The organism is Pseudomonas sp. FP2335 (genome assembly GCF_030687535.1).
In the GTDB taxonomy this organism is placed as follows: domain Bacteria; phylum Pseudomonadota; class Gammaproteobacteria; order Pseudomonadales; family Pseudomonadaceae; genus Aquipseudomonas.
Genome location: NZ_CP117437.1, coordinates 1689627 through 1712844 on the forward strand (window position 1 = coordinate 1689627; position 23218 = coordinate 1712844).

17 protein-coding genes are annotated in these 23218 nt (G+C 61.4%); 9 read left to right on the plus strand and 8 right to left on the minus strand.

What is annotated here, in order from left to right:
• Positions 1–97: 97 nt before the first annotated feature.
• From PSH81_RS07515 to PSH81_RS07525, 3 genes are all read right to left on the minus strand, one after another.
• Positions 98–1276 (minus strand): VWA domain-containing protein, encoded by a 1179-nt coding sequence (locus PSH81_RS07515; RefSeq protein WP_226455303.1) that lies wholly within the window; start codon positions 1274–1276, stop codon positions 98–100.
• A complete protein-coding gene (locus PSH81_RS07520; RefSeq protein WP_003210690.1) occupies positions 1276–2121 on the minus strand; it encodes a MoxR family ATPase in 846 nt (281 codons plus the stop codon). The genes PSH81_RS07515 and PSH81_RS07520 overlap by 1 nt, the downstream gene beginning before the upstream one ends.
• Positions 2122–2333: 212 nt before the next feature.
• A complete protein-coding gene (locus PSH81_RS07525; protein WP_305392261.1) occupies positions 2334–3410 on the minus strand; it encodes a DUF748 domain-containing protein in 1077 nt (358 codons plus the stop codon).
• Positions 3411–3537: 127 nt separating this feature from the next.
• Here PSH81_RS07525 and cysK point away from each other — a divergent pair, with 127 nt between their 5' ends.
• The gene (gene cysK / locus PSH81_RS07530) at positions 3538–4512 is read left to right on the plus strand and encodes a cysteine synthase A (protein ID WP_226455305.1); all 975 of its coding nucleotides are present in this window, start codon (positions 3538–3540) and stop codon (positions 4510–4512) included.
• 115 nt (positions 4513–4627) lie between these two features.
• Entirely contained in the window at positions 4628–5563 is a 936-nt protein-coding gene (locus PSH81_RS07535) for an aspartyl/asparaginyl beta-hydroxylase domain-containing protein (protein ID WP_192298611.1), read from the plus strand.
• 132 nt (positions 5564–5695) lie between these two features.
• On the opposite strand, the gene acnA is transcribed toward PSH81_RS07535, so the two are convergent.
• Complete coding sequence (gene acnA / locus PSH81_RS07540; RefSeq protein WP_226455307.1) at positions 5696–8437, minus strand: aconitate hydratase AcnA; 2742 nt, start codon at positions 8435–8437, stop codon at positions 5696–5698.
• Positions 8438–8633: 196 nt separating this feature from the next.
• Here acnA and rlmM point away from each other — a divergent pair, with 196 nt between their 5' ends.
• Entirely contained in the window at positions 8634–9710 is a 1077-nt protein-coding gene (gene rlmM, locus PSH81_RS07545) for a 23S rRNA (cytidine(2498)-2'-O)-methyltransferase RlmM (RefSeq protein ID WP_226455308.1), read from the plus strand.
• A 161-nt stretch (positions 9711–9871) separates the two neighbouring features.
• On the plus strand, positions 9872–10117 hold the full coding sequence (gene tusA / locus PSH81_RS07550; RefSeq protein ID WP_192298614.1) for a sulfurtransferase TusA: 246 nt from the start codon (positions 9872–9874) through the stop codon (positions 10115–10117).
• Here the strand turns inward: tusA and PSH81_RS07555 are convergent.
• Positions 10114–11508 carry an MATE family efflux transporter gene (locus tag PSH81_RS07555; RefSeq protein ID WP_305392262.1) on the minus strand — a complete coding sequence of 465 codons (1395 nt, stop codon included), beginning with the start codon at positions 11506–11508 and terminating at the stop codon, positions 10114–10116. The two genes, tusA and PSH81_RS07555, sit on opposite strands and share 4 nt — an antisense overlap.
• Positions 11509–11788: 280 nt before the next feature.
• Between PSH81_RS07555 and pdxB the strand changes: the two genes are divergently transcribed.
• Positions 11789–12931 (plus strand): 4-phosphoerythronate dehydrogenase PdxB, encoded by a 1143-nt coding sequence (gene pdxB, locus PSH81_RS07560; protein ID WP_226455310.1) that lies wholly within the window; start codon positions 11789–11791, stop codon positions 12929–12931.
• 61 nt (positions 12932–12992) lie between these two features.
• On the opposite strand, the gene PSH81_RS07565 is transcribed toward pdxB, so the two are convergent.
• Positions 12993–13166 carry a PA1571 family protein gene (locus tag PSH81_RS07565; RefSeq protein ID WP_192298617.1) on the minus strand — a complete coding sequence of 58 codons (174 nt, stop codon included), beginning with the start codon at positions 13164–13166 and terminating at the stop codon, positions 12993–12995.
• Between the two features lie 246 nt (positions 13167–13412).
• Here PSH81_RS07565 and PSH81_RS07570 point away from each other — a divergent pair, with 246 nt between their 5' ends.
• Positions 13413–15179 carry an ABC transporter transmembrane domain-containing protein gene (locus tag PSH81_RS07570; protein WP_226455311.1) on the plus strand — a complete coding sequence of 589 codons (1767 nt, stop codon included), beginning with the start codon at positions 13413–13415 and terminating at the stop codon, positions 15177–15179.
• Between the two features lie 146 nt (positions 15180–15325).
• Here the strand turns inward: PSH81_RS07570 and PSH81_RS07575 are convergent, their stop codons facing one another.
• Positions 15326–17254, minus strand: a complete 1929-nt coding sequence (locus tag PSH81_RS07575; RefSeq protein WP_226455312.1) for a transglycosylase SLT domain-containing protein — start codon at positions 17252–17254, stop codon at positions 15326–15328.
• Positions 17255–17468: 214 nt separating this feature from the next.
• On the opposite strand from PSH81_RS07575, the gene PSH81_RS07580 reads away from it, so the two are divergent.
• Positions 17469–19388, plus strand: coding sequence for an ATP-binding cassette domain-containing protein (locus tag PSH81_RS07580; RefSeq protein ID WP_305392263.1), 1920 nt, complete (start codon positions 17469–17471; stop codon positions 19386–19388).
• Positions 19389–19572: 184 nt separating this feature from the next.
• Here PSH81_RS07580 and PSH81_RS07585 read toward each other — a convergent pair whose 3' ends face one another.
• On the minus strand, positions 19573–20013 hold the full coding sequence (locus PSH81_RS07585; protein WP_192298621.1) for a universal stress protein: 441 nt from the start codon (positions 20011–20013) through the stop codon (positions 19573–19575).
• Between the two features lie 105 nt (positions 20014–20118).
• On the opposite strand from PSH81_RS07585, the gene PSH81_RS07590 reads away from it, so the two are divergent.
• On the plus strand, positions 20119–20556 hold the full coding sequence (locus PSH81_RS07590) for a hypothetical protein (RefSeq protein ID WP_226455314.1): 438 nt from the start codon (positions 20119–20121) through the stop codon (positions 20554–20556).
• Positions 20557–21058: 502 nt separating this feature from the next.
• Positions 21059–23206, plus strand: a complete 2148-nt coding sequence (gene fadB, locus PSH81_RS07595) for a fatty acid oxidation complex subunit alpha FadB (protein ID WP_305392264.1) — start codon at positions 21059–21061, stop codon at positions 23204–23206.
• Positions 23207–23218: the final 12 nt, after the last annotated feature.

Genomic DNA, 23218 nt, shown 5'->3' on the forward strand with positions numbered 1-23218 from the left:
GCGGGCTTGCTCGCGAATACGGTGTGTCAGCCACCTGATGAGTCGACTGAACCATCGCTTTCGCGAGCAAGCCCGCTCCCACATTGGGATCTCCATTTTATTTGGAGAGGAAGCGCATCCCTTCTTCCAGCCCGCGCAACGTCAGCGGATACATCTGATCCTCGACCAACTCCCGCACAATCCCCGTCGACGCCGTATACCCCCAGGTGTCCTTGGGATACGGGTTAATCCAGATCAGCTTCTTGTACTTGGCCATGAAGCGCTGCATCCACACATACCCCGGTTCTTCGTTCCAGTGCTCGACGCTGCCGCCGGCCTGGGTGATCTCATACGGTGCCATCGACGCATCGCCGATAAAGATCACTTTGTAGTCCGCGCCGTACTTGTGCAGCAGGTCCTGGGTGGAGGTGCGCTCCGAGGTGCGGCGTCCGTTGTTCTTCCACACCGATTCGTACACGAAGTTGTGAAAGTAGAAGTACTCCAGGTGCTTGAACTCGGTCTTGCACGCCGAAAACAGCTCTTCGCAGATCTTCACGTGGGCGTCCATCGAGCCGCCGATGTCGAACAGCAACAGCAGCTTGATGGTGTTGCGCCGCTCCGGGCGCATCTGGATGTTCAGCAAGCCGGCATCGCGGGCGGTGTGGTCGATGGTGCCGTCGATGTCCAGCTCTTCGGCGGCGCCCTGGCGCGCGAACTTGCGCAGGCGGCGCAGGGCGATCTTGATATTGCGTGTGCCCAGTTCCACCTGATCGTCGAGGTTCTTGTACTCGCGCTGGTCCCACACTTTGACGGCCTTGCCCTGGCGCTTGCCGGCGTCACCGACGCGGATGCCCTCGGGGTTGTAGCCGCCGGAACCGAACGGGCTGGTGCCGCCGGTGCCGATCCACTTGTTGCCGCCGGCATGGCGTTCTTTCTGTTCTTCCAGGCGTTTCTTGAACTCCTCGATCAGCTTGTCGAGGCCGCCCAGGGATTGGATCTGCGCACGTTCTTCATCGCTCAGGGAACGTTCGAACTCCTTGCGCAGCCAGTCTTCGGGGATCAGTGCCTGCAAGTGCTCGTCGAGCTTTTCCAGGCCGTTGAAATAGGCACTGAACGCCCGGTCGAACTTGTCGAAATGCCGCTCGTCCTTGACCAGGATCGCCCGGGCCAGGTAGTAGAACTCGTCCATGTCGGCGAAGGTCACGCGCATTTTCAGCGCGTTGATCAGGTCCAGCAGCTCGCGCACCGACACCGGCACCTTGGCGGCGCGCATTTCATTGAACAGGTTGAGCAGCATCAGCGATTACCGCGACGGCTCATGAACGCCAGACGCTCCAGCAACTGCACGTCCTGCTCGTTCTTCACCAGCGCTCCGGCCAGCGGTGGGATCGCCTTGGTCGGGTCGCGCTCGCGCAGTACGGCTTCGCCGATGTTGTCGGCCATCAGCAGCTTGAGCCAGTCCACCAGTTCGGAGGTGGACGGTTTTTTCTTCAGGCCTGGCACCTTGCGCACGTCGAAGAACACGTCCAGCGCTTCGCTGACCAGGTCTTTCTTGATGTCGGGGTAGTGCACGTCGACGATCTTTTGCAGGGTGGTACGGTCGGGGAAGGCGATGTAGTGGAAGAAGCAGCGGCGCAGGAACGCGTCCGGCAGCTCTTTTTCGTTGTTGGAGGTAATGATGATGATCGGGCGCTTCTTGGCCTTGATGGTCTCGTCGATCTCGTAGACGTAGAACTCCATCTTGTCGAGTTCTTGCAGCAAGTCGTTGGGGAACTCGATGTCGGCCTTGTCGATTTCATCGATCAGCAGGATCACCCGTTCCTCGGACTCGAAGGCTTCCCAGAGCTTGCCCTTTTTCAGGTAGTTGCGTACGTCGTGCACCTTGTCCACGCCCAGTTGCGAGTCGCGCAGGCGGCTGACCGCGTCGTACTCGTAGAGGCCCTGGTGGGCCTTGGTGGTGGACTTGATGTGCCAGGTGATCAGCTTGGCGCCGAAGGACTCGGCCAATTGCTCGGCGAGCATGGTCTTGCCGGTGCCGGGCTCGCCCTTGACCAGCAGCGGCCGCTCCAGGGTGATGGCGGCGTTGACGGCCAGTTTCAGGTCGTCGGTGGCTACATAGGCCTGGGTGCCTTCGAACTTCATCGGTGTTTCCTCGAATTCATCAATGCCCGGACTATACCGCGCAGCCCCGGCGACTGTGAACGCAGACGGGTTATTCAGTCTCTGAATGGCGGGTCACGACCTGAATGTGTACTCGTACCCATGTGGGAGCGGGCTTGCTCGCGAATGCGGTGGTTCAGTCGGCATTTACGGTGGCTGACACTCCGCCTTCGCGAGCAAGCCCGCTCCCACATTTAATCGGTGCTGGGCTTGGGTTGCTCGTAGCGGGCATTAAAGGCCTGGATGAAACCATTGCGTAAAATCGCCAGAAACGCACCGAATGCGCTGACATCTCGCTGATGCACGCTGCCGCTCAATTCCACCCGGGTGGCGAACTGGTTTTTCTGCTGGTTCTTCAACACGGTTTCGCTGGTGCCCACCACGGCCTCCCAGATCGACCGGAAGATGTTCTTGTCTTTGTTTTCCACGTCCTGTTGCCAGTCGAAGACTTCCACGTCCCGCAGCAGCGGCTTGATATAGCCAGTCAATTGGCCTTTTTCCGCCTGGGCTTCGATCACCACATCGCCGGTACCGGCCTTGAAATCGAACTTGCCGTAGGCCGAGGCGAAGGCGTTCATGCGTTTGAGCTGTAAATCCTTGGCACGGAAACGGAATTCGAAGTTTTCGAAATTGCTCAACGGGTCAAAGGTCGCGCTGGCTTCCAGCGGCGCCTGGCCTTGCAGCAGGGCCTTGCCCTCGAAGCGGGCGTCGCGCTGGCCTTTGACGTCTACGATGTTGGTCAGGTTATAGAAGCTGGCATTGACCGCCGTTGCGTTGATGTTGACTGGCGGCTTAGAGCTGAAGTTGTGGAAGGCAATTTTGCCGTCTTCGATGCGCACTTCGTCGAGGGTGATCGGTGCCAGCTTGCTCAGTTGTGCACGCCAGTCGGTCCCCTTACCGGTCTGGGACGCCTGTTTGTTGGCGCCGCCGTCAACGAAGTTCACCTCAGGCTTGATAAACCGCACCTTGGCCACCACCGCACGGTCGGACCACAATGCTTGCCAACTCACCGCCAAATCGATCAACGGCGCCTTGAGCAGCGGAACTGGCACCTTGCCGTCAATCTTGATGATCTCCAGGCCGTTGATCCTATACGCGCCGCGCCACAGGGCCAGGTCCACGTCGCTGACCCGGCCGCGGTAGTCGCCCATGTCGGCGAGCTTGTCGTTCAGGTAGTTGCGCACCAGATAGGGCAGGGCCAGGTCCAGGGCGACCAGCACCACTACCAGCCCGGCGACGGTCCATAGCGGCCAGCTGTAGCGACGTTTCATGTAGGTATTCTCCGTATAGATAGGCGATTGACCTCTAAGGGGCGCGCAACGTTCCAGCGACTGGACGCTTTGCCGCACGAGGCATACCCTTGTTGCCTTCCCGGATACCGTCAACATAGGACCCGTCATGAGCCGCATCTTTGCAGACAACGCGCACTCCATCGGTAATACGCCCCTGGTGCAGATCAACCGTATCGCGCCGCGTGGTGTGACCATCCTGGCCAAGATCGAAGGGCGTAACCCCGGTTACTCAGTGAAGTGCCGTATCGGCGCGAACATGATCTGGGACGCGGAAAGCACCGGCAAACTCAAGCCGGGCATGACCATTGTCGAGCCGACCTCGGGCAACACCGGCATCGGCCTGGCGTTTGTCGCTGCCGCCCGTGGCTACAAGCTGCTGTTGACCATGCCGGCGTCCATGAGCATCGAGCGGCGCAAGGTGCTCAAGGCCCTCGGCGCCGAGCTGGTGCTGACCGAACCGGCCAAGGGCATGAAGGGCGCGATCGAGAAAGCCGCTGAAATCGTCGCCAGCGACCCGGCCCAGTACTTTATGCCCGGCCAGTTCGAAAACCCGGCCAACCCGGCGATCCACGAAAAAACCACCGGCCCGGAAATCTGGAACGACACCGATGGCGCGGTGGATGTGCTGGTGGCCGGCGTCGGCACGGGTGGCACCATCACCGGCGTGTCGCGCTATATCAAGAACACTGCGGGCAAGCCGATTTTGTCGGTGGCCGTGGAGCCGATCGTGTCGCCGGTGATCACCCAGGCGCTGGCCGGTGAAGAGATCAAGCCAAGCCCGCACAAGATCCAGGGCATCGGCGCCGGTTTCGTGCCGAAGAACCTCGACCTGTCGATGGTCGACCGCGTGGAGCTGGCCAGTGATGAAGAATCCAAGGCCATGGCCCTGCGCCTGATGCAGGAAGAAGGGATTCTGTGCGGTATCTCCTGCGGTGCGGCGATGGCCGTGGCGGTGCGCCTGGCGCAGAAACCGGAGATGCAGGGCAAGACCATCGTGGTGATCCTGCCGGACTCCGGTGAGCGTTACCTGTCGAGCATGCTGTTCAGCGATCTGTTTACCGAACAGGAAAACCAAGCCTGATGTGTGTCTGTGGCGAGGGCGCAAGGTTTGATATGTATCAGCCGGTCAGCCAAAGCCTTCTGCATAATGGCCCAAGTGTTTATGATGCCCGGCGCATTTTTCCAGGAGTTGCTGCATGACCTTTTCTTTGGCCGCCAAACTGTCGGTGTTGCTGTTGTTTATCGGCAGCACGCTGTATGTGCACCTGCGCGGCAAGGCCCGTTTGCCGATATTGCGTCAGTTCGTCAACCATTCGGCGCTGTTCGCCCCCTATAACGCCTTGATGTACCTGTTCTCGGCGGTGCCGTCCAAGCCGTACCTGGACCGCTCCAGGTTCCCGGAACTGGACGTGCTGAAGGACAACTGGGAAGTGATCCGCGAAGAGGCCATGCACCTGTTCGACGAGGGTTACATCCGCGCCGCCGAAAAGAACAACGACGCCGGTTTTGGTTCCTTCTTCAAGAAGGGCTGGAAGCGCTTCTACCTCAAGTGGTACGACAAGCCGTTGCCATCGGCCGAGGCGCTGTGCCCGAAAACCGTGGCGCTGGTGAGCAGCATTCCCAACGTCAAGGGCGCGATGTTCGCGCTGTTGCCGGGTGGCAGCCACCTCAACCCGCACCGTGATCCGTTCGCCGGTTCCTTGCGTTATCACCTGGGCCTGTCCACGCCGAACTCCGACGCCTGCCGCATCTTTGTCGACGGCCAGGAATACGCCTGGCGTGACGGTGACGACGTGATGTTCGATGAAACCTATGTGCACTGGGTGAAGAACGAGACCGAACAGACCCGCGTGATCCTGTTCTGCGACATTGAGCGGCCGCTGAGCAATGGCTTCATGACCCGCGTTAATCGTTGGGTCAGCAAGCAATTGGGCCGCGCCACGGCGCCGCAGAACCTGGACGACGAGCGGGTTGGCGGGATCAACCAGGCGTATGCCTGGAGCAAGACATTCAGCGACAAGTTCAGTGGCGTGGTCAAGCAGTGGAAGCGCAAGCATCCCAAGGCCTACCGGATTGCGCGGCCGGTGTTGGCCGTCGTTGTGTTGGTGCTGCTGTGGAAGTGGTTGTTCTGACCTGAATCTGTGAATACGGTCAAAATGTGGGAGCGGGCTTGCCCGCGAATGCGGTGGATCAGTCGAAACATCTGTGACTGACATACCGCATTCGCGAGCAAGCCCGCTCCCACATTTGATTTGCAGTGTTGCTCAGGACGCGATCAGCTGCCGCAGGACGTAGTGCAAGATCCCCCCCGCCTTGAAGTATTCAACTTCGTTCAGCGTATCAATCCGGCACAGCACCTCGACCTTCTCGCTGCTGCCATCCTCCCGCGTGATCACCACTGTCAGGTTCATCCGCGGCACGATCTCCACGCCCGTCAGCCCCAGAATATCGATCTGCTCCTTGCCGCTGAGCTTGAGCGTCTTGCGGTTCTGATCCAGCTTGAACTGCAACGGCAACACGCCCATACCCACCAGGTTGGAACGGTGGATCCGTTCGAAACTCTCGGCGATCACCGCCTTCACCCCCAGCAGGTTGGTCCCCTTGGCCGCCCAGTCGCGGCTCGAGCCCGTGCCGTATTCCTGGCCGGCGATCACCACCAGCGGCGTCCCCGAGGCCTGGTATTTCATCGACGCATCGTAGATCGCCATTTTCTCGCCAGTCGGGATGTACAGCGTATTGCCGCCTTCCTCGCCGCCGAGCATTTCATTGCGGATGCGGATGTTGGCAAAGGTGCCGCGCATCATCACTTCATGGTTGCCCCGGCGTGAGCCGTAGGAGTTGAAGTCGCGCGGCTCCACGCCTTGCTCGCGCAGGTAGCGGCCGGCGGGGCTGTCGGCTTTGATGTTGCCAGCAGGGGAGATGTGGTCGGTGGTCACCGAGTCGCCGAGCAGGGCCAGGACGTTGGCGCCCTTGACGTCTTCGATCACCGGCAGCGGTCCGGAAATATCGTCGAAGAAAGGCGGGTGCTGGATGTAGGTGGAATCCTCCTGCCACACGTAGGTCGCGGCCTGCGGTACTTCAATCGCCTGCCACTGCTCGTCACCGGCAAACACTTCGGCGTATTCCTTGTGGAACATGCCGGTGCTGACCTGGGCCACCGCGTCGGCGATCTCCTGGCTGCTCGGCCAGATGTCCTTGAGGTACACCGGCTTGCCCTGCTGATCGTTGCCCAGCGGCTCGCTGCTGATGTCGATGCGCACGGTGCCGGCCAACGCATAGGCGACCACCAGGGGCGGCGAGGCCAGCCAGTTGGTTTTCACCAGCGGGTGCACGCGGCCTTCGAAGTTGCGGTTGCCGGACAGCACCGAAGCCACGGCGAGGTCGGCTTTCTGGATGGCTTTTTCAATCGGCTCCGGCAACGGGCCGGAGTTGCCGATGCAGGTGGTACAGCCATAGCCCACTAGGTCGAAGCCAAGTTTGTCGAGGTAGTGGGTGAGCCCGGCGGCGTTGTAGTAGTCGGTGACTACCTTGGAGCCCGGTGCCAGGGAGCTTTTGACCCAGGGCTTGCGCGTCAGGCCCTTTTCCACGGCCTTTTTCGCCAGCAGCCCGGCGGCCATCATCACGCTGGGGTTGGAGGTGTTGGTGCAGGAGGTGATCGCGGCGATCACCACGGCGCCGTTTTTCAGGCGATAGGTCTGACCTTCGAAGTCGTAATCGGCTTCACCCACCAAGTCGGCATTGCCCACGGCGACACCGCCGCCGCCTTCGCTTTCCAGGCGGCCGACCTCTTTGCTGGCCGGTTTGAACTGCAGGTCGAGGAAGTCGCTGAACGCCTGGCCGACATTCGGCAGCGAAACACGGTCCTGCGGACGTTTTGGCCCGGCCAGGCTGGCTTCGACGCTGCCCATGTCCAGGGCCAGGCTGTCGGTGAACACCGGTTCCTGGCCGGCATTGCGCCACAGGCCCTGGGCCTTGGTGTAGGCCTCGACCAGTTTGACGGTTTCTGACGGACGGCCCGACAGACGCAGGTAGTCCAACGTCACCTCATCCACCGGGAAAAAACCGCAGGTGGCGCCATATTCCGGAGCCATGTTGGCAATGGTGGCGCGGTCGGCCAGAGGCAGGTCGGCCAAGCCGTCGCCGTAGAACTCGACGAATTTACCCACCACGCCTTTCTTGCGCAGCATCTGGGTCACGGTCAGCACCAGGTCCGTGGCGGTGATGCCTTCCTTGAGCTTGCCGGTGAGTTTGAAACCGATGACTTCCGGGATCAGCATCGACACCGGCTGGCCGAGCATCGCCGCTTCCGCTTCGATGCCGCCGACGCCCCAGCCGAGTACGCCGAGGCCGTTGATCATGGTGGTGTGGGAGTCGGTGCCGACCAGGGTGTCGGGGAAGGCGTAGGTGCGGCCGTCCTCGTCCTTGGTCCACACGGTGCGGCCCAGGTATTCGAGGTTGACCTGATGGCAGATGCCGGTGCCGGGCGGCACCACGCTGAAGTTGTCGAAGGCGCTCTGGCCCCAGCGCAGGAAGGCGTAGCGTTCGCCGTTGCGCTGCATTTCGATATCGACGTTTTGTTCAAAGGCGTCGGCGTTGCCGAATTTATCGACCATCACCGAGTGGTCGATCACCAGGTCCACCGGCGACAGCGGGTTGATGCGCTGCGGGTCGCCCCCGGCCTTGGCCACGGCGGCGCGCATGGCGGCCAGGTCGACGACGGCGGGGACGCCGGTAAAGTCCTGCATCAGTACGCGGGCGGGGCGGTACTGGATCTCGCGGTCGGACTGGCGCTCCTTGAGCCAGGCGGCAATGGCCTTGAGGTCGGCGCCGGTGACGGTTTTGTCGTCTTCCCAGCGCAGCAGGTTTTCCAGCAGCACTTTGAGCGACATCGGCAACCGGTCCAGGTCGCCCAGGCTTTTGGCCGCCTCGGGCAGGCTGAAGTAGTGGTAGGTCTTGCTGTCGATTTGCAGGGTTTTAAGGGTTTTCAGGCTATCAAGCGATGACATGACGCGACTCCTTATGATCCGCACGGCTACGGACCTGACGGGACAGACAGAGCTATAAAGCTAGCGCTGTTTTCATTAGCAGGCTAATAACTGGACTCTATGGTTAAGTCCAAGGTTCCGAACTCAGCTATCATGCGCGCGTTTTCATGACAGACATTGCGATAGCGCAACGTCGGTCGAGTCACCAGGAGAGTTGATGAACACCCTTTTTATGCACTGCCGCCCGGGGTTTGAAGGCGAAGTCTGTTCCGAGATCGCGGAACACGCCGCGCGCCTGAACGTTTCCGGCTACGCCAAGGCCAAGACCGGCAGCGCCTGCGCCGAATTTGTCTGCACCGAAGAAGACGGCGCCCAGCGCCTGATGCACGGCCAGCGTTTTGCCGAGTTGATCTTCCCAAGGCAGTGGGCGCGCGGGGTATTTATCGACCTGCCGGAAACCGACCGTATCAGCGTGATCCTCGCCCACCTGCGCGAGTTCCCGGTATGTGGCAGCCTGTGGCTGGAGATGGTCGACACCAACGACGGCAAGGAACTGTCGAACTTCTGCAAGAAATTCGAAGTGCACCTGCGCAAAGCCCTGCTCAACGCCGGCAAGCTGGTGGACGACCCGAGCAAGCCGCGCCTGCTGCTGACCTTCAAGAGCGGCCGCGAAGTGTTCATGGGCCTGGCCGAGTCGAACAACTCGGCGATGTGGCCGATGGGCATTCCGCGCCTCAAATTCCCGCGTGAGGCGCCGAGCCGTTCGACGCTCAAGCTGGAAGAGGCCTGGCACCACTTTATCCCTCGCGACCAGTGGGACGAGCGCCTGCACGGCGACATGACCGGCGTCGACCTCGGTGCCGCCCCCGGCGGCTGGACCTGGCAACTGGTCAACCGCGGCATGCTGGTGACCGCCATCGACAACGGCCCCATGGCCGAAAGCCTGATGGACACCGGCCTGGTGCAACACTTGATGGCCGACGGTTTTACCTTCGTGCCCAAGCAGCCGGTGGACTGGATGGTGTGTGACATCGTCGAGAAGCCCGCGCGCAATGCCGCGTTGCTGGAAACCTGGATCGGCGAAGGGCATTGCCGTGAAGCGGTGGTGAACCTGAAGCTGCCGATGAAGCAGCGTTATGCTGAAGTGAAGCGTTTGCTCGAGCGTATCGAGGACGGCTTCAAGGCGCGTGGGATTCGGGTGGAGATCGGCTGCAAGCAGCTGTACCACGACCGCGAGGAAGTGACGTGTCACCTGCGCCGCCTGGAAACCCCCAAGAAACCCAAGAACCGCTGAATATTTGAAGTGACCTCAAAACCCCTGTGGGAGCGGGCTTGCTCGCGAAAGCGGTGGTTCAGTCAAATCATCAGTGACTGGCACACCGCATTCGCGAGCAAGCCCGCTCCCACACAAGCCCGCTCCCACAGTTGGAGCGGCGCCCGTTTCAGGAGTGATGTATGAACCTCGATTTGCCTGTAGACGCTGTGCTCGACGCCACCGGCCTCAACTGTCCCGAGCCGGTGATGATGCTGCACCAGCACATCCGCGACCTGCCGCCCGGCGGCTTGCTCAAGGTGATCGCGACCGATCCGTCGACCCGTCGCGATATTCCCAAGTTCTGCGTGTTCCTTGACCACGAACTGGTGGATCAGCAGGAGCAGGCCGGTACGTACCTGTACTGGATTCGCAAGAAGTCCGCTTAACCCAGGGCTTTTGCCGCGCGAATGCGTCGACGTGCACTGCGCGCCAGGCGCACCAGCAACATCCCTGCCGCACAACTCAGGCCGACGATCAGGCCCTGCCACAAACCGCTGGGGCCGCTCGGTTCGCCGAGCCAGTCGGTGAGCCCCAGGGCGTAGCCGACCGGTAGCCCCACGCCCCAATACGCGAACAGGGTCAGTACCATGGTCACCCGTGTGTCCTGATAACCGCGTAGTGCACCGGCGGCGGTGACTTGCAGCGAGTCGGAGAACTGGAACAGCGCGGAAAACACGATCAGCGTCGAGGCCAGGTGGATCACGATCGGGTCCGGCGTATAGATCGCGGCAATCTGCTCGCGAAACACCAGCATCAGGCTGCATGACAAGCATGCGTAGGCGAGGGCGGTGCCCATGCCGACCCCGGCGGCGAAGCGCGCTTCCCGCGGCTGGCCCCGCCCCAGTGCCTGGCCGACGCGCACGGTGACGGCCATGCTCAGGGAGTAGGGGATCATGAACACCAGCGAGCTGACGTTCAGTGCGATCTGGTGACCGGACACCACCGTGGCACCGAGGCTGCCGATCAACAGGGCGATCACCGCGAAGATGCTCGATTCGGCAAAGATCGCCACGCCGATGGGCAGGCCGATACCCAGTATGCGCTTGATCACCGCCCACTGCGGCCAGTCGAACCGCTTGAACAGTTCGCTGCTCTGGTACGCCGGGCCGAAAAACGTCCAGCCGGCCAGGCCGAGCATCATCACCCACATCGCGATGGCCGTGGCCCAGCCGCAGCCCACGCCGCCCATGGCCGGCACGCCGAGGTGGCCGTAGATGAAGATGTAGTTCAGCGGAATGTTCAGCGCCAGGCCGCACAGGCCCATGACCATGCTTGGCCGCGTACGGCCCAGGCCATCACTGAAGCAGCGCAACACGTAATACAGCGCGATCGCCGGCATGCCGGCGGCGATGCCGTGCAGGTAGCCCATGGACGGTACGATCAGATCCGGCTCGACGTTCATCCAGTGCAGGATCGGTTCTGCGCTGAGCAGCAACAGCGAGGCGATGCTCCCGACCACCAGCGCCAGCCACAGCGACTGGCGCACCAACGGCCCGATTTCGCTGAACGTGCCCGCACCGTAGCGCTGGGCGACTTTTGGCGTGGTCGCCAGCAGCGTGCCGGTCATCAGCAGGTACACCGGGATCCAGATCGAATTGCCCAGGCCCACTGCCGCCAGGTCCTGCGGGCTGACGCGCCCGGCCATCACGGCGTCGACGAAACTCATCGCGGTGGTTGCCAGTTGGCCGATCATGATCGGCAGGGCGAGCGTCAGTAGGTCGCGCACTTCCCGGCTGATGCGGGCGGGGCGGGTGAGGGGAGCGGTGGCAGTGTTCACGTACGGGTGTCCAGGAATAAGGGAGACGCAAGGACGGCGGATTCTACGCCCTGACGCAATGGTCAGGAAAAAACCTGTGTTAGCGATTTGTAAGCACCCTTCCAAGCACCACAAATCCCCTGTGGGAGCCGGCTTGTGTGGGAGCGGGCTTGCTCGCGAAGGCGGCGTGTCAGGCGACTGATTTGTTACTGACCCACCGCATTCGCGAGCAAGCCCGCTCCCACACAAGCTCCCCTGCATGGGAACTGTGTACACTGCGGGTCCGCGAAAGGAGCCTGCCATGTTGATTGTTGCCGACGAAAATATTCCGCTGCTCGATGCCTTCTTCGAAGGCTTTGGCGAGATCCGCCGGGTGCCCGGCCGTTCCATTGACCGCGCCACCGTGGAGCAGGCCGATGTGCTGCTGGTGCGTTCGGTGACCAACGTCAATCGCGCGCTGCTGGAAGGCTCGTCGGTGCGGTTTGTCGGCACGTGCACCATCGGCACCGATCACCTGGACCTCGACTACTTCCAGCAGGCTGGCATCCAGTGGTCCAGCGCCCCCGGCTGCAATGCGCGGGGCGTGGTGGATTACGTGCTGGGCAGCTTGCAGACCCTGGCCGAGATCGAAGGTGCCGACCTCAATCAGCGCACCTACGGCATCGTCGGCGCCGGGGAAGTCGGCGGGCGGCTGGTCAAGGTGCTCAAGGGCCTGGGCTGGAACGTGCTGGTGTGCGATCCGCCACGGCAGGGCGCCGAAGGCGGGGATTACGTCAGCCTGGAGCAGATCATCGAGCAGTGCGATGTGATCAGCCTGCACACGCCGCTGACCAAGTCTGGCAACGGTTCCACCTGGCACCTGTTTGATCGTCAGCGCCTCAACCAGCTCAAGCCCGGCACTTGGCTGATCAACGCCAGCCGTGGGCCGGTGGTGGACAATGCGGCCCTGCGCGAAGTGTTACTGGCGCGCGAAGACCTGCAAGCAGTGTTGGACGTGTGGGAAGGCGAGCCCGAGGTCGACATCGACCTGGCCGACCTGTGCGTGCTGGCCACGCCGCATATCGCCGGCTATAGCCTGGAAGGCCGCCAGCGCGGTACGGCGCAGATCTATCAGGCGTTCTGTGCTTATCTGGGGCAGGCGCCGAGCATTCAACTGAGCGACCTGCTGCCGCCGTTGTGGCTGGCCGAGGTGCACCTGAATGCAGAAACCGACCCGGCCTGGGCGCTGGCGACCTTGTGCCGCAGCGTGTACGACCCGCGCCGCGACGATGCGGATTTTCGCCGCAGCCTTGTAGGTACGGTGCAGGAACAGCGCACGGCTTTTGACCTGTTGCGCAAGCATTATCCGGCGCGGCGTGAGATCGATGGTTTGAGCGTGCGCATCAACGGTGAGTCGGCGGTGCTGACCCGTATCGTCTCGGCGTTGGGCGCCAAGTCCCTGTAGGCGCTCCCACGCCACAAAAAAACCCGGCCACCTGGGCCGGGTTTGAAAGAGCTTGGGCGCTTCAGCCTTGCTTGGCAGGCGTGACCAGTCGCTGTTCCAGCTCGCTGCACGCTTGCTGGATCATCTCTTCGGTGATCTGCACTTCGCGGCCCGTTGCATCGATATACGAGCAAGGCAACTGCTGCGGCTGACGGATCACTTCAATCTTGGCATTGCTGCTGGTGTGCAAGGTCATGGCCTGTCTCCTCATCAGGTTGTGTACCTACTCTAATTCCCCCGCGTGACCGCGCTGTTACAACTCCCTGCAAGATCATCGGTTCGAACCCTCAGTCCACCAGAAACCACTGCGGATTTCCAGCCGGGTATTAGACCGATAGCCTCTAGGCGCCCATGCTGGCGGGCATAATTAACCTGACTCATTGTTATTCAGCCAAGTTCCCCCAATGTTGCAGTGTAGATACCTATCCTCCTTGCGCAGGTGATGCCCTCCATGTTCTCGATCCGTCAACGCCGTGCGATCCGCCTGGCCAGCCGCTTTATCGCGCCCTACCGCTGGCAGGCGCTGGGTGCCTTGTTGGCGCTGATCATCACGGCAGGCATCACCCTGTCCATGGGGCAGGGCATCCGCCTGCTGGTGGACCAGGGCTTCATGACCCAATCGCCGCACCTGCTCAACCAGTCCATCGGTCTGTTCATGCTGCTGGTACTGGGCCTGGCCGTGGGCACCTTTGCGCGGTTCTACCTGGTGTCGTGGATTGGCGAGCGGGTGGTGGCGGACATCCGGCGTCAGGTGTTCAACCACCTGATCTACCTGCACCCGGGGTTCTACGAGAACAACCGCAGCTCGGAAATCCAGTCGCGGCTGACCACCGACACCACGTTGCTGCAATCGGTGATCGGTTCGTCGCTGTCGCTGTTCCTGCGCAATGGGTTGATGGTCATCGGTGGCATCGTGCTGCTGTTTGTCACCAATCCCAAGCTCACCAGTATTGTGGTGGTTGCGTTGCCGCTGGTGCTTGCGCCGATCCTGATCTTCGGCCGCCGCGTGCGCAGCTTGTCGCGCCAGAGCCAGGACCGGATCGCCGACGTGGGCAGCTATGTGTCCGAGACCCTTGGGCAGATCAAGACCGTGCAGGCCTACAACCATCAGGTGCAGGACGAGCAGCGCTTCGCCATGACCGTGGAAGAGGCTTTCGCCACGGCGCGCAAACGTATCGTCCAGCGCGCATGGCTGATTACCCTGGTGATCATGCTGGTGCTCGGCGCCGTGGGTGTGATGCTCTGGGTGGGGGGTATGGACGTGATTGGCGGGCGCATTTCCGGTGGGGAGCTGGCGGCGTTTGTGTTCTACAGCCTGATCGTCGGCAGCGCCGTCGGCACCCTGAGCGAAGTGCTCGGTGAATTGCAGCGTGCTGCCGGTGCCGCCGAGCGCATCGGCGAATTGTTGCAGTCAAACAATGACATCCAGGCACCTGCCACCGGCACGGTCCAGTTGCCGGAGCGCGTCAGCGGTCGTATGGAGTTGCAAGACGTGCGCTTTTCCTACCCATCGCGGCCGGACAGCTACGCCATCGACGGCTTGAATCTGACGATTAACCCTGGCGAAACCCTGGCCCTGGTGGGCCCGTCCGGCGCAGGCAAATCGACGATTTTCGATTTGCTGCTGCGTTTCTATGACCCGCAGCACGGCCGTATCCTGATCGAAGGCCAGCCGCTGACCGAACTTGAGCCCATGGACCTGCGCCGCCAGTTCGCCCTGGTGTCCCAAAGCCCGGCGCTGTTCTTCGGCAGCGTCGAAGAAAACATCCGCTATGGCAACCCGACCGCCACCCGGGAACAGGTCGAAGCCGCCGCACGCATCGCCCACGCCCACGATTTCATCCTGCAAATGCCCGACGGCTACCAGACCCACCTGGGGGACGGCGGCATGGGCCTTTCCGGCGGCCAGCGCCAACGCCTGGCCATCGCCCGCGCCTTGTTGGTGGATGCACCGATTCTGCTGCTGGACGAAGCCACCAGTGCGCTGGATGCCCAGAGTGAACACTTGATCCAGCAAGCCCTGCCGCAACTCATGCAGGGCCGTACCACGCTGGTGATCGCCCATCGGTTGGCAACGGTGAAGAACGCGGATCGGATCGCGGTGATGGACCAAGGCAAGCTGGTGGCGGTGGGCACGCATCAGCAACTGATTGCGAGCAATGCGCTGTATGCGCGGTTGGCGGCGTTGCAGTTCAGTGACAGCCCCTGACGGGCGTAGTGAGCGGGCTTGCCCCGCGCTGGGGGGCGAAGCCGCCCTAAACCCAGGCACCACGGTGTATCAGTAAGACCGCGGGGCCTGGATTTGGGGCGGCTTCGCCACCCAGCGCGGGGCAAGCCCGCTCACTACAACCAGGACTATTGGTCGTCAAAGTAGCGTTCGTGCCAATCCACCAGCGGCTGCGGTGAATTGAGCTTCTGCCCGTAGATCACCGAATAAGACAGCACGTTCTGTACGTACTGGCGGGTTTCGTCGAACGGGATGCTTTCCACCCACACGTCGAAACTCAGGTGATCGGCGCCGCGCAGCCATTGACGTACGCGACCGGGGCCGGCGTTGTAGGCGGCCGATGCGAGCACGCGGTTGCCGTTGAACTGGCTGTGCACCTGGCTCAGGTAGGCCGCGCCGAGCTGGATGTTTTTGTCCGGATCGAGCACCTGGGTCGGGGAGGCCAGAGGGATGCTGAACTTGCGCGCGGTTTCCTTGGCGGTGCCGGGCATCAGTTGCATCAGGCCACTGGCGCCGACGCCGGAGCGAGCGTCGTCCATGAACGCGCTTTCCTGGCGGGTGATGGCGAACACCCAGCTCGAATGCAGGCCGCGCACCTTGGCTTCACGCACCAGGGTGTCGCGGTGGGCCATCGGGAAGCGGATGTCCAGGTCGTCCCAGTACTGCGCCTGGCTGATGGTACGGATCGCCGGGAAGTACCACTTCATGTCGTAGGCCAGCTTGGCCTGGGCGACCATTTCGTCGCGGTTGAAGTGGCGGCTGACGTGATACCACTCACGACGGCCATCGACGATCTGGCCGCGGGCGTAGAACTCCAGGGCGCGGCGCACGCCTGGGGTGTTGCGCACCTTGTTGGTCAGCGCCTGGCTCATCACCAGCGGTTTGTTGGTCAACTGGTAGGGGGATTTGGAGCGGTCGGCGGCGAGGAAACCGTAGAAATCACGCTCCTTGGCCACGTTTTTGTACAGCACCAGGGCTTGCGGGTTTTTGGGTTCGGCCAGTTCCAGGGCGCGGGCCTGCCAGTAGCGCCAGCGGTTGGTGGTCGCCAGGTCTTGTGGGAGCTTGCGGGTTAGCTGGTAGGCATCTTCCCAGCGTGCCAGGCGCAGCAGCAGGCGCAGGCGCCATTCGGACACGGTGTTGTCGCGCAGCTCCGGGTCGTACTGGGTCATCACGTCAAGGGCGCGCGGGTCGTAGCGACGTGCCAGGGTCAGGCCGATTTCACGGGCGATCGACACTTTTTCGTCACGGGAGAAGTGCATGCTGCTGGCATAGCCGTCGAGCAGGGCCATGGCCTTGTCCGGGTCCTGGCGTGCCAGGCGACGCAGGCCCAGGCCCACGGCGTCAGACATGGCCTCGTTGACCGGCCGGAAGCGCGACGGGTCGCTCAGCATCTCGGGCTTTTGCGCAACGTCCACCATCAGGCGGCCTTGGGCGCCGAGGGTTGGCAGGGTTTTCACCAGGCTGTTGGCCAGCGCGTAGTTGCGCGCTTCGGCGGCGAGTTTGGCACGGTCCCAGATCTTCTGTTCGGTGAGTTGGCCGTCTGCGGCCCATTGGGCGAAGGTGGCATCACAGGCGGCTGGCTGGGACTTGCCGGTCAGCCAGAGCTTTTCGGTGGTCTTGTAGCCTTCTGCCTTCAGATTGTGGGTGAGTTGGTACTGGGCGTGCAGGCAGTCCAGTTCGACGAAGTTGAGCTTGGGCTCGTAGTACTTTTCAAAGGTCTGCCAGTCGCCGCGCTCGGCCAGCCAGCGCAGCCAGCGCAACTTCATCCAGTTGGCTTGGGGCAGGTCACCGTTTTTGCCGAGAAATTGTTCGATTTCCTCGTTGCTCGCGGTTTTCAGGCGCGCGGTCAGCTCGTCGTAGGCCAGGTACGGCGTCAGCGGGTAGTCGGCCAGCGCCTGGCTGTATTGCATGTACGGGCCGGAATCGCCCTTGGCCAGGGCACGCTTGGCCTCATCGTAATATTGACGTTGGGTGGTGAGGTCCACGGCCTGGGCGGATTGGGCGGCAGTGGCGGAAAGAAGCAGACAAGATAAAAAGTTGAAAAGGCGACTGCGCATGAGACGTCCGTGCAGAGAAATCACGAAGAGCGCCGGTAAGGCCGACACTAGATTGCCCCTAGCTTAGCCTTTTGCCCGACACCTACGAAAGCTTTGCTGGCCGGTTCGTTCAGGTTCGCCGGAAATGTCCTACAGAACGTGTCGATAGCGAAAATGCCAGCCGCATCCCACCCCTAACTCAGGTAGAATGCGCGCCCAGTTTTTGGAGAAGCGTATGACCCTGCTCAAATTCAGCGATGTGTCCCTTGCTTTCGGCGCTATGCCGTTGTTGGACAAGGTGTCCTGGCAGATCGCCCGTGGTGAGCGGGTGTGCATCATCGGCCGCAACGGCACCGGCAAGTCCAGCATGATGAAGCTGGTAAAAGGCGACCAGAAGCCCGATGACGGCTCCGTGTGGCGCTCCCCAGGCCTCAAGATCGGCGAATTGCCGCAAGAATTGCCGGTGGCCGACGGACGGACAGTGTTCGACGTGGTTGCCGAAGGCCTCGACGGCGTCGGCGCACTGCTCGCCGAATACCACCACCTGGCACAGAACTGCGTCACCGAAGACGACCTGAACAAGCTGATGCATGTCCAGCAAGACCTCGAGGCCCGTGACGGCTGGCGTTTGCAGCAACTGGTCGACAGCACTCTGAGCCGCCTGCAGCTGCCGCCCGACAAGACCCTCGCCGAGTTGTCCGGCGGCTGGCGTCGTCGTGTGCTGCTGGCCCAGGCCCTGGTATCCGAACCGGACCTGCTGCTGCTCGATGAGCCAACCAACCACCTGGACATTGGCGCCATCGCCTGGCTGGAAGAAGCCCTCAAGGATTTCCAGGGCGCCGTGCTGTTTATCACGCACGACCGTTCCTTCCTGCAAAACCTGGCCACACGCATCCTTGAACTGGACCGTGGCGGCCTGATCGACTGGAACGGCGACTACGCCAGCTTCCTGGTGCACAAGGAAGCCACCCTGGCGGCTGAAGAGACCGCCAACGCGCTGTTCGACAAAAAGCTGGCCCAGGAAGAAGTCTGGATCCGCCAGGGCATCAAGGCCCGTCGCACCCGTAACGAGGGCCGCGTGCGCGCCTTGAAAGCCCTGCGCGTCGAGCGCAGCGAGCGTCGCGAGCGTACCGGCAAGGCGAATATCCAGCTGGATACCGCCGAGAAATCCGGCAAGCAGGTGATGGTGCTGGAAAACGTCAGCTTCCATCACCCGGACGGCCCGTTCCTGATCAAGGACTTCTCCATGGTTCTGCAGCGTGGTGACCGTATCGGCCTGTTGGGCGCCAACGGTACTGGCAAGACCACCTTGCTCAAGCTGATGCTCAGCGGCCTGCAACCGACCAGCGGCAAGGTTGAGGAGGGCACGCGCATCGACGTGGCTTACTTCGACCAGTTGCGCCACCAGTTGGACCTGGAAAAAACCGTGATCGACAACGTCGCCGAAGGCCGTGACTTTATCGACATCGACGGCCAGAGCCGTCACGTGCTCAGCTACCTGGGCGACTTCCTGTTCAGCCCGCAGCGTGCACGCACGCCGGTGAAAGCCTTGTCTGGTGGTGAGCGTGCGCGCCTGCTGCTGGCCAAGCTGTTCAGCAAGCCGGCGAACCTGCTGGTCCTCGACGAACCGACCAACGACCTCGACGTGGAAACCCTCGAGCTGCTGGAAGAGGTCTTGCTGACCTTCAACGGCACCGTGCTGATGGTCAGCCACGACCGGGCATTCCTCGACAACGTGGTCACCAGCACCCTGGTCTTCGAAGGTGAAGGCAAGGTGCGCGAGTACGTCGGTGGTTACCAGGACTGGCTGCGTCAGGGCGGCTCGCCGCGCCTGCTGGGCGTGACCGAGAGCAAGTCCGGCAAGGCCGACCTGACGTCGGCGGTGGTGACGCCTGTGGTCGCCGCTGCACCGGTCCAGGAAGCAGCACCGGCTGCCAAGAAGAAGCTGAGCTACAAGCTGCAGCGCGAGCTGGAAGCCCTGCCGGGTGACATCGACGCCAAGGAACAGCAGATTGCGGCGGTAGAGGCCGAAATGGCTGACGCGGGGTTCTACCTGCGTCCGGCGGCTGAGACTGCCAAGGTCATCGCCTCCCTGGAAAAATTGAACCAGGAACTGGAAGCGTTGGTTGAGCGTTGGGCTGAGTTGGATGCCTGATTGATTCCTGCGCATTAAAAAAGCCCGGCTTTCATTCGCATGAACGCCGGGCTTTTTGTATGAAATGCTATCAAACGTGAGGGAGCTGGCTTGCCTGCGAAAGCGGTGTATCAGCCGCCAAATGCCGCAGCTGACAGACCGCTTTCGCGGGCAAGCCTGCTCCCACATTGGATCTTCATATCGCTCAAGGGGCTTTGACCAGCTTGACGGCCAGTACGTCGCACGGCGCACCGTGCAGCACGTCGTTGGCGGTGGAGCCCAGCAGCAGCGCCAGGCCGTGTCGCCCATGGCTGCCGACCACGATCAGGTCGCAATTCTGTTCCTTGGCCAGGTGGTGGATTTCCTGGCGTGGTTGGCCGTAGGTGAGGTGGGAATTTTCCTTGGTCACCTCAGGATATTTGAGGATCAGGCGGTCAAGACGCTCCTTGGCCTGATCAAACTGTTGTTGCTGCAGCTGGGACAGGTCCATCGGCACATCGCCGCCAAAGGCCATGGCCATGGGCTCGACGATATGCACCAGCGATAATTTGGCGCCGCTGGCGACGGCTAACGCGCGCGCACGTTTGATGACTGGATCGCACTCTTCAGTCAGGTCGACAGCGACCAGAATACGTTCGTAGGACATGGGGCGTTCCTCCAGGGGACTGCAATAGATTCAGTATGGCTGCTTTCAAGCGGATGGGGTTGCGTCAGATCAAATCCGCTCATCTAGAAATTCGGGAGTACACATATGACGGTCTGGATAGTGGTGTCAATCCTTGTGGTGGTTCTGAGCCCTCTGGCCTGGCTGCGCCCTTCGCGCCATCAGAGCGGGCGCATGGCCCTGCGCATGGAGGCGCGCCGCATCGGCCTGGCCATGCAATTGGCGCCTCAGGAGTGGCCGCACTGGCTCAAGCAGGAGCCGCCGAGCCCGTGCGCGCAGTACTGTCGGCCACGGCGCGGCAGCACACCGGCGCTCTGGAGTTACTGGCAACTGGAGCCGGGGGTATGGGTCAACCAGTGGCGTGAAGTGTGCGTCGACGAGACGTTGCTGGGGTATTTTTCGACGCTGCCGGACAACGTCTACAAAATCGAGGCGGATAAACAAATGATCGCCTTGTATTGGGGCGAGAAGGGTGATGCGAGTGTGTTGAAGGACATTGATACGCTGCTCAAAGCCTTGGCCTGAGCCAACCCGTGCAGCAAAAATGGCAGGCAATAAAAAGCCCGACATCATCATCGGGCTGGAGTTGGCCAGGCAGGCCGGTAATTCTGAGTTGTCTTGCGCCGGATGTTCATCCGTGCGCTTTGCGGTTGCGGCTAGCCTAGCCGTATATCCGAATCTGTACAGCCTTTTCCCGGCTCTTTTCTATTATTGATTTCGTGAATATTCGAATATTGACGAGGCGTCGGTGTGGGCGCGGGGTTCTGAAATGACTGGAAAGTCGCGTTTTTCCTAGCCTTTCGAGCGATTGACAATTGCCCGGAATTGGATGAAGGTGGCGTACCCAAATCAAACGGGCGTATGAATTGAGCGTTTGTCTGTCAGACCGCTCATACATAATCCCGACTATCGCATTGGCGGGTGTGCCTGGCGGATTGGCCTGAACGTTGACCAAATCATCAATGTCCAACCAATAGGCCAGCGTCCAATGTGTACTGTTCAGCTTCCATATCGTGGAGATCAGTTGATGATTTACGAAGGTAAAGCCATCACGGTTACGGCTCTTGAAAGTGGCATCGTCGAACTGAAGTTCGACCTCAAGGGTGAGTCCGTCAACAAGTTCAACCGTCTAACCCTGAATGAATTGCGTCAGGCCGTAGACACCATCAAAGCAGATGCTTCGGTCAAGGGCGTGATCGTTTCCAGCGGCAAGGACGTGTTTATCGTCGGCGCTGACATCACCGAATTCGTCGACAACTTCAAGCTGCCCGATGCCGAGCTGGTGGCTGGCAACCTCGAAGCCAACAAGATTTTCAGCGATTTCGAAGACCTCAACGTGCCGACCGTTGCCGCAATCAACGGCATCGCGTTGGGCGGCGGCCTGGAAATGTGCCTGGCGGCGGACTTCCGCGTCATGTCGGCCACGGCCAAGATCGGCCTGCCTGAAGTCAAACTGGGCATCTACCCAGGGTTTGGCGGCACCGTCCGCCTGCCGCGCCTGATCGGTGCGGACAACGCCATCGAGTGGATTGCCGCCGGCAAGGAAAACCGTGCTGAAGACGCGCTGAAAGTCGGCGCCGTCGATGCCGTGGTTGCCCCGGACAAGCTGGCAGAAGCCGCACTGAACCTGATCAAGGGCGCCATCAGCGGCGAATTTGACTACAAGGCCAAGCGCCAGCCGAAGCTGGAAAAACTCAAGCTCAACGCCATCGAACAAATGATGTCGTTCGAAACCGCCAAAGGTTTCGTGGCTGGCCAGGCCGGCCCGAACTACCCGGCGCCGGTTGAAGCGATCAAGACCATCCAGAAAGCGGCGAACTTCGGTCGCGACAAAGCCCTGGAAGTCGAAGCAGCAGGTTTCGTCAAACTGGCGAAAACCTCGGCGGCCCAGAGCCTGATCGGCCTGTTCCTGAACGATCAGGAACTGAAGAAAAAGGCCAAGGCCTACGACGAAATCGCCAAGGACGTGAAGCAGGCTGCCGTACTCGGCGCCGGTATCATGGGCGGCGGTATCGCCTATCAGTCGGCGTCCAAAGGCACGCCGATCCTGATGAAAGACATCAACGAACACGGCATCGAGCAGGGCCTGGCAGAAGCCGCCAAGCTGCTGGTCGGTCGTGTGGATAAAGGTCGCATGACCGCAGCGAAGATGGCTGAAGTGCTTAACGGCATTCGTCCTACGCTGTCCTACGGTGATTTCGGCCATGTCGACCTGGTGGTCGAAGCGGTTGTCGAGAACCCGAAGGTCAAGCAAGCCGTATTGGCCGAAGTGGAAGCTCAGGTCAAAGACGACACCATCCTGGCGTCCAACACCTCGACTATTTCCATCTCGCTGCTGTCCAAGGCTCTCAAGCGTCCGGAAAACTTCGTCGGCATGCACTTCTTCAACCCGGTGCACATGATGCCGCTGGTAGAAGTGATCCGTGGCGAGAAGTCCAGCGAGCTGGCCATCGCCACCACCGTTGCCTACGCCAAGAAAATGGGCAAGAACCCGATCGTGGTCAACGACTGCCCGGGCTTCCTGGTCAACCGTGTGCTGTTCCCGTACTTCGGCGGTTTCGCCAAGCTGGTCAGCGCCGGCGTGGACTTCGTACGCATCGACAAGGTCATGGAAAAATTCGGCTGGCCAATGGGCCCGGCGTACCTGATGGACGTGGTCGGCATCGACACCGGCCACCACGGTCGCGACGTAATGGCTGAAGGCTTCCCGGACCGCATGAAAGACGACCGCCGCTCGGCTGTCGACGCGCTCTACGAGGCCAAGCGCCTGGGCCAGAAAAATGGCAAGGGCTTCTACGCCTACGAGACCGACAAGAAGGGCAAGCAGAAGAAAGTGGCCGACCCTTCGGTGCACGAAGTCCTCGCGCCTGTCATCTACGAGCAGCGTGAGGTGTCGGACGAAGACATCATCAACTGGATGATGATCGCCCTGTGCCTGGAAACCGTACGTTGCCTGGAAGACGGCATCGTTGAAACCGCCGCCGAAGCCGATATGGGCCTGGTGTACGGGATTGGTTTCCCTCCATTCCGTGGTGGTGCGCTGCGTTACATCGATTCGATCGGTGTGGCCGAGTTCGTTGCCCTGGCTGATCAATACGCTGATTTGGGCCCGCTGTACCACCCGACCGCGAAGCTGCGTGAAATGGCCAAGAACGGCCAGAGCTTCTTCGGTTAAGCGCCCAAACGA

Bases quoted from the DNA above. Each gene is read 5' to 3' on its own strand.
- PSH81_RS07515 (WP_226455303.1), bottom strand. From the start codon at position 1,276: ATGCTGCTCAACCTGTTCAATGAAATGCGCGCCGCCAAGGTGCCGGTG.
- PSH81_RS07520 (WP_003210690.1), bottom strand. From the start codon at position 2,121: ATGAAGTTCGAAGGCACCCAGGCCTATGTAGCCACCGACGACCTGAAA.
- PSH81_RS07525 (WP_305392261.1), bottom strand. From the start codon at position 3,410: ATGAAACGTCGCTACAGCTGGCCGCTATGGACCGTCGCCGGGCTGGTA.
- cysK (WP_226455305.1), top strand. From the start codon at position 3,538: ATGAGCCGCATCTTTGCAGACAACGCGCACTCCATCGGTAATACGCCC.
- PSH81_RS07535 (WP_192298611.1), top strand. From the start codon at position 4,628: ATGACCTTTTCTTTGGCCGCCAAACTGTCGGTGTTGCTGTTGTTTATC.
- acnA (WP_226455307.1), bottom strand. From the start codon at position 8,437: ATGTCATCGCTTGATAGCCTGAAAACCCTTAAAACCCTGCAAATCGAC.
- rlmM (WP_226455308.1), top strand. From the start codon at position 8,634: ATGAACACCCTTTTTATGCACTGCCGCCCGGGGTTTGAAGGCGAAGTC.
- tusA (WP_192298614.1), top strand. From the start codon at position 9,872: ATGAACCTCGATTTGCCTGTAGACGCTGTGCTCGACGCCACCGGCCTC.
- pdxB (WP_226455310.1), top strand. From the start codon at position 11,789: ATGTTGATTGTTGCCGACGAAAATATTCCGCTGCTCGATGCCTTCTTC.
- PSH81_RS07565 (WP_192298617.1), bottom strand. From the start codon at position 13,166: ATGACCTTGCACACCAGCAGCAATGCCAAGATTGAAGTGATCCGTCAG.
- PSH81_RS07570 (WP_226455311.1), top strand. From the start codon at position 13,413: ATGCCCTCCATGTTCTCGATCCGTCAACGCCGTGCGATCCGCCTGGCC.
- PSH81_RS07575 (WP_226455312.1), bottom strand. From the start codon at position 17,254: ATGCGCAGTCGCCTTTTCAACTTTTTATCTTGTCTGCTTCTTTCCGCC.
- PSH81_RS07580 (WP_305392263.1), top strand. From the start codon at position 17,469: ATGACCCTGCTCAAATTCAGCGATGTGTCCCTTGCTTTCGGCGCTATG.
- PSH81_RS07585 (WP_192298621.1), bottom strand. From the start codon at position 20,013: ATGTCCTACGAACGTATTCTGGTCGCTGTCGACCTGACTGAAGAGTGC.
- PSH81_RS07590 (WP_226455314.1), top strand. From the start codon at position 20,119: ATGACGGTCTGGATAGTGGTGTCAATCCTTGTGGTGGTTCTGAGCCCT.
- fadB (WP_305392264.1), top strand. From the start codon at position 21,059: ATGATTTACGAAGGTAAAGCCATCACGGTTACGGCTCTTGAAAGTGGC.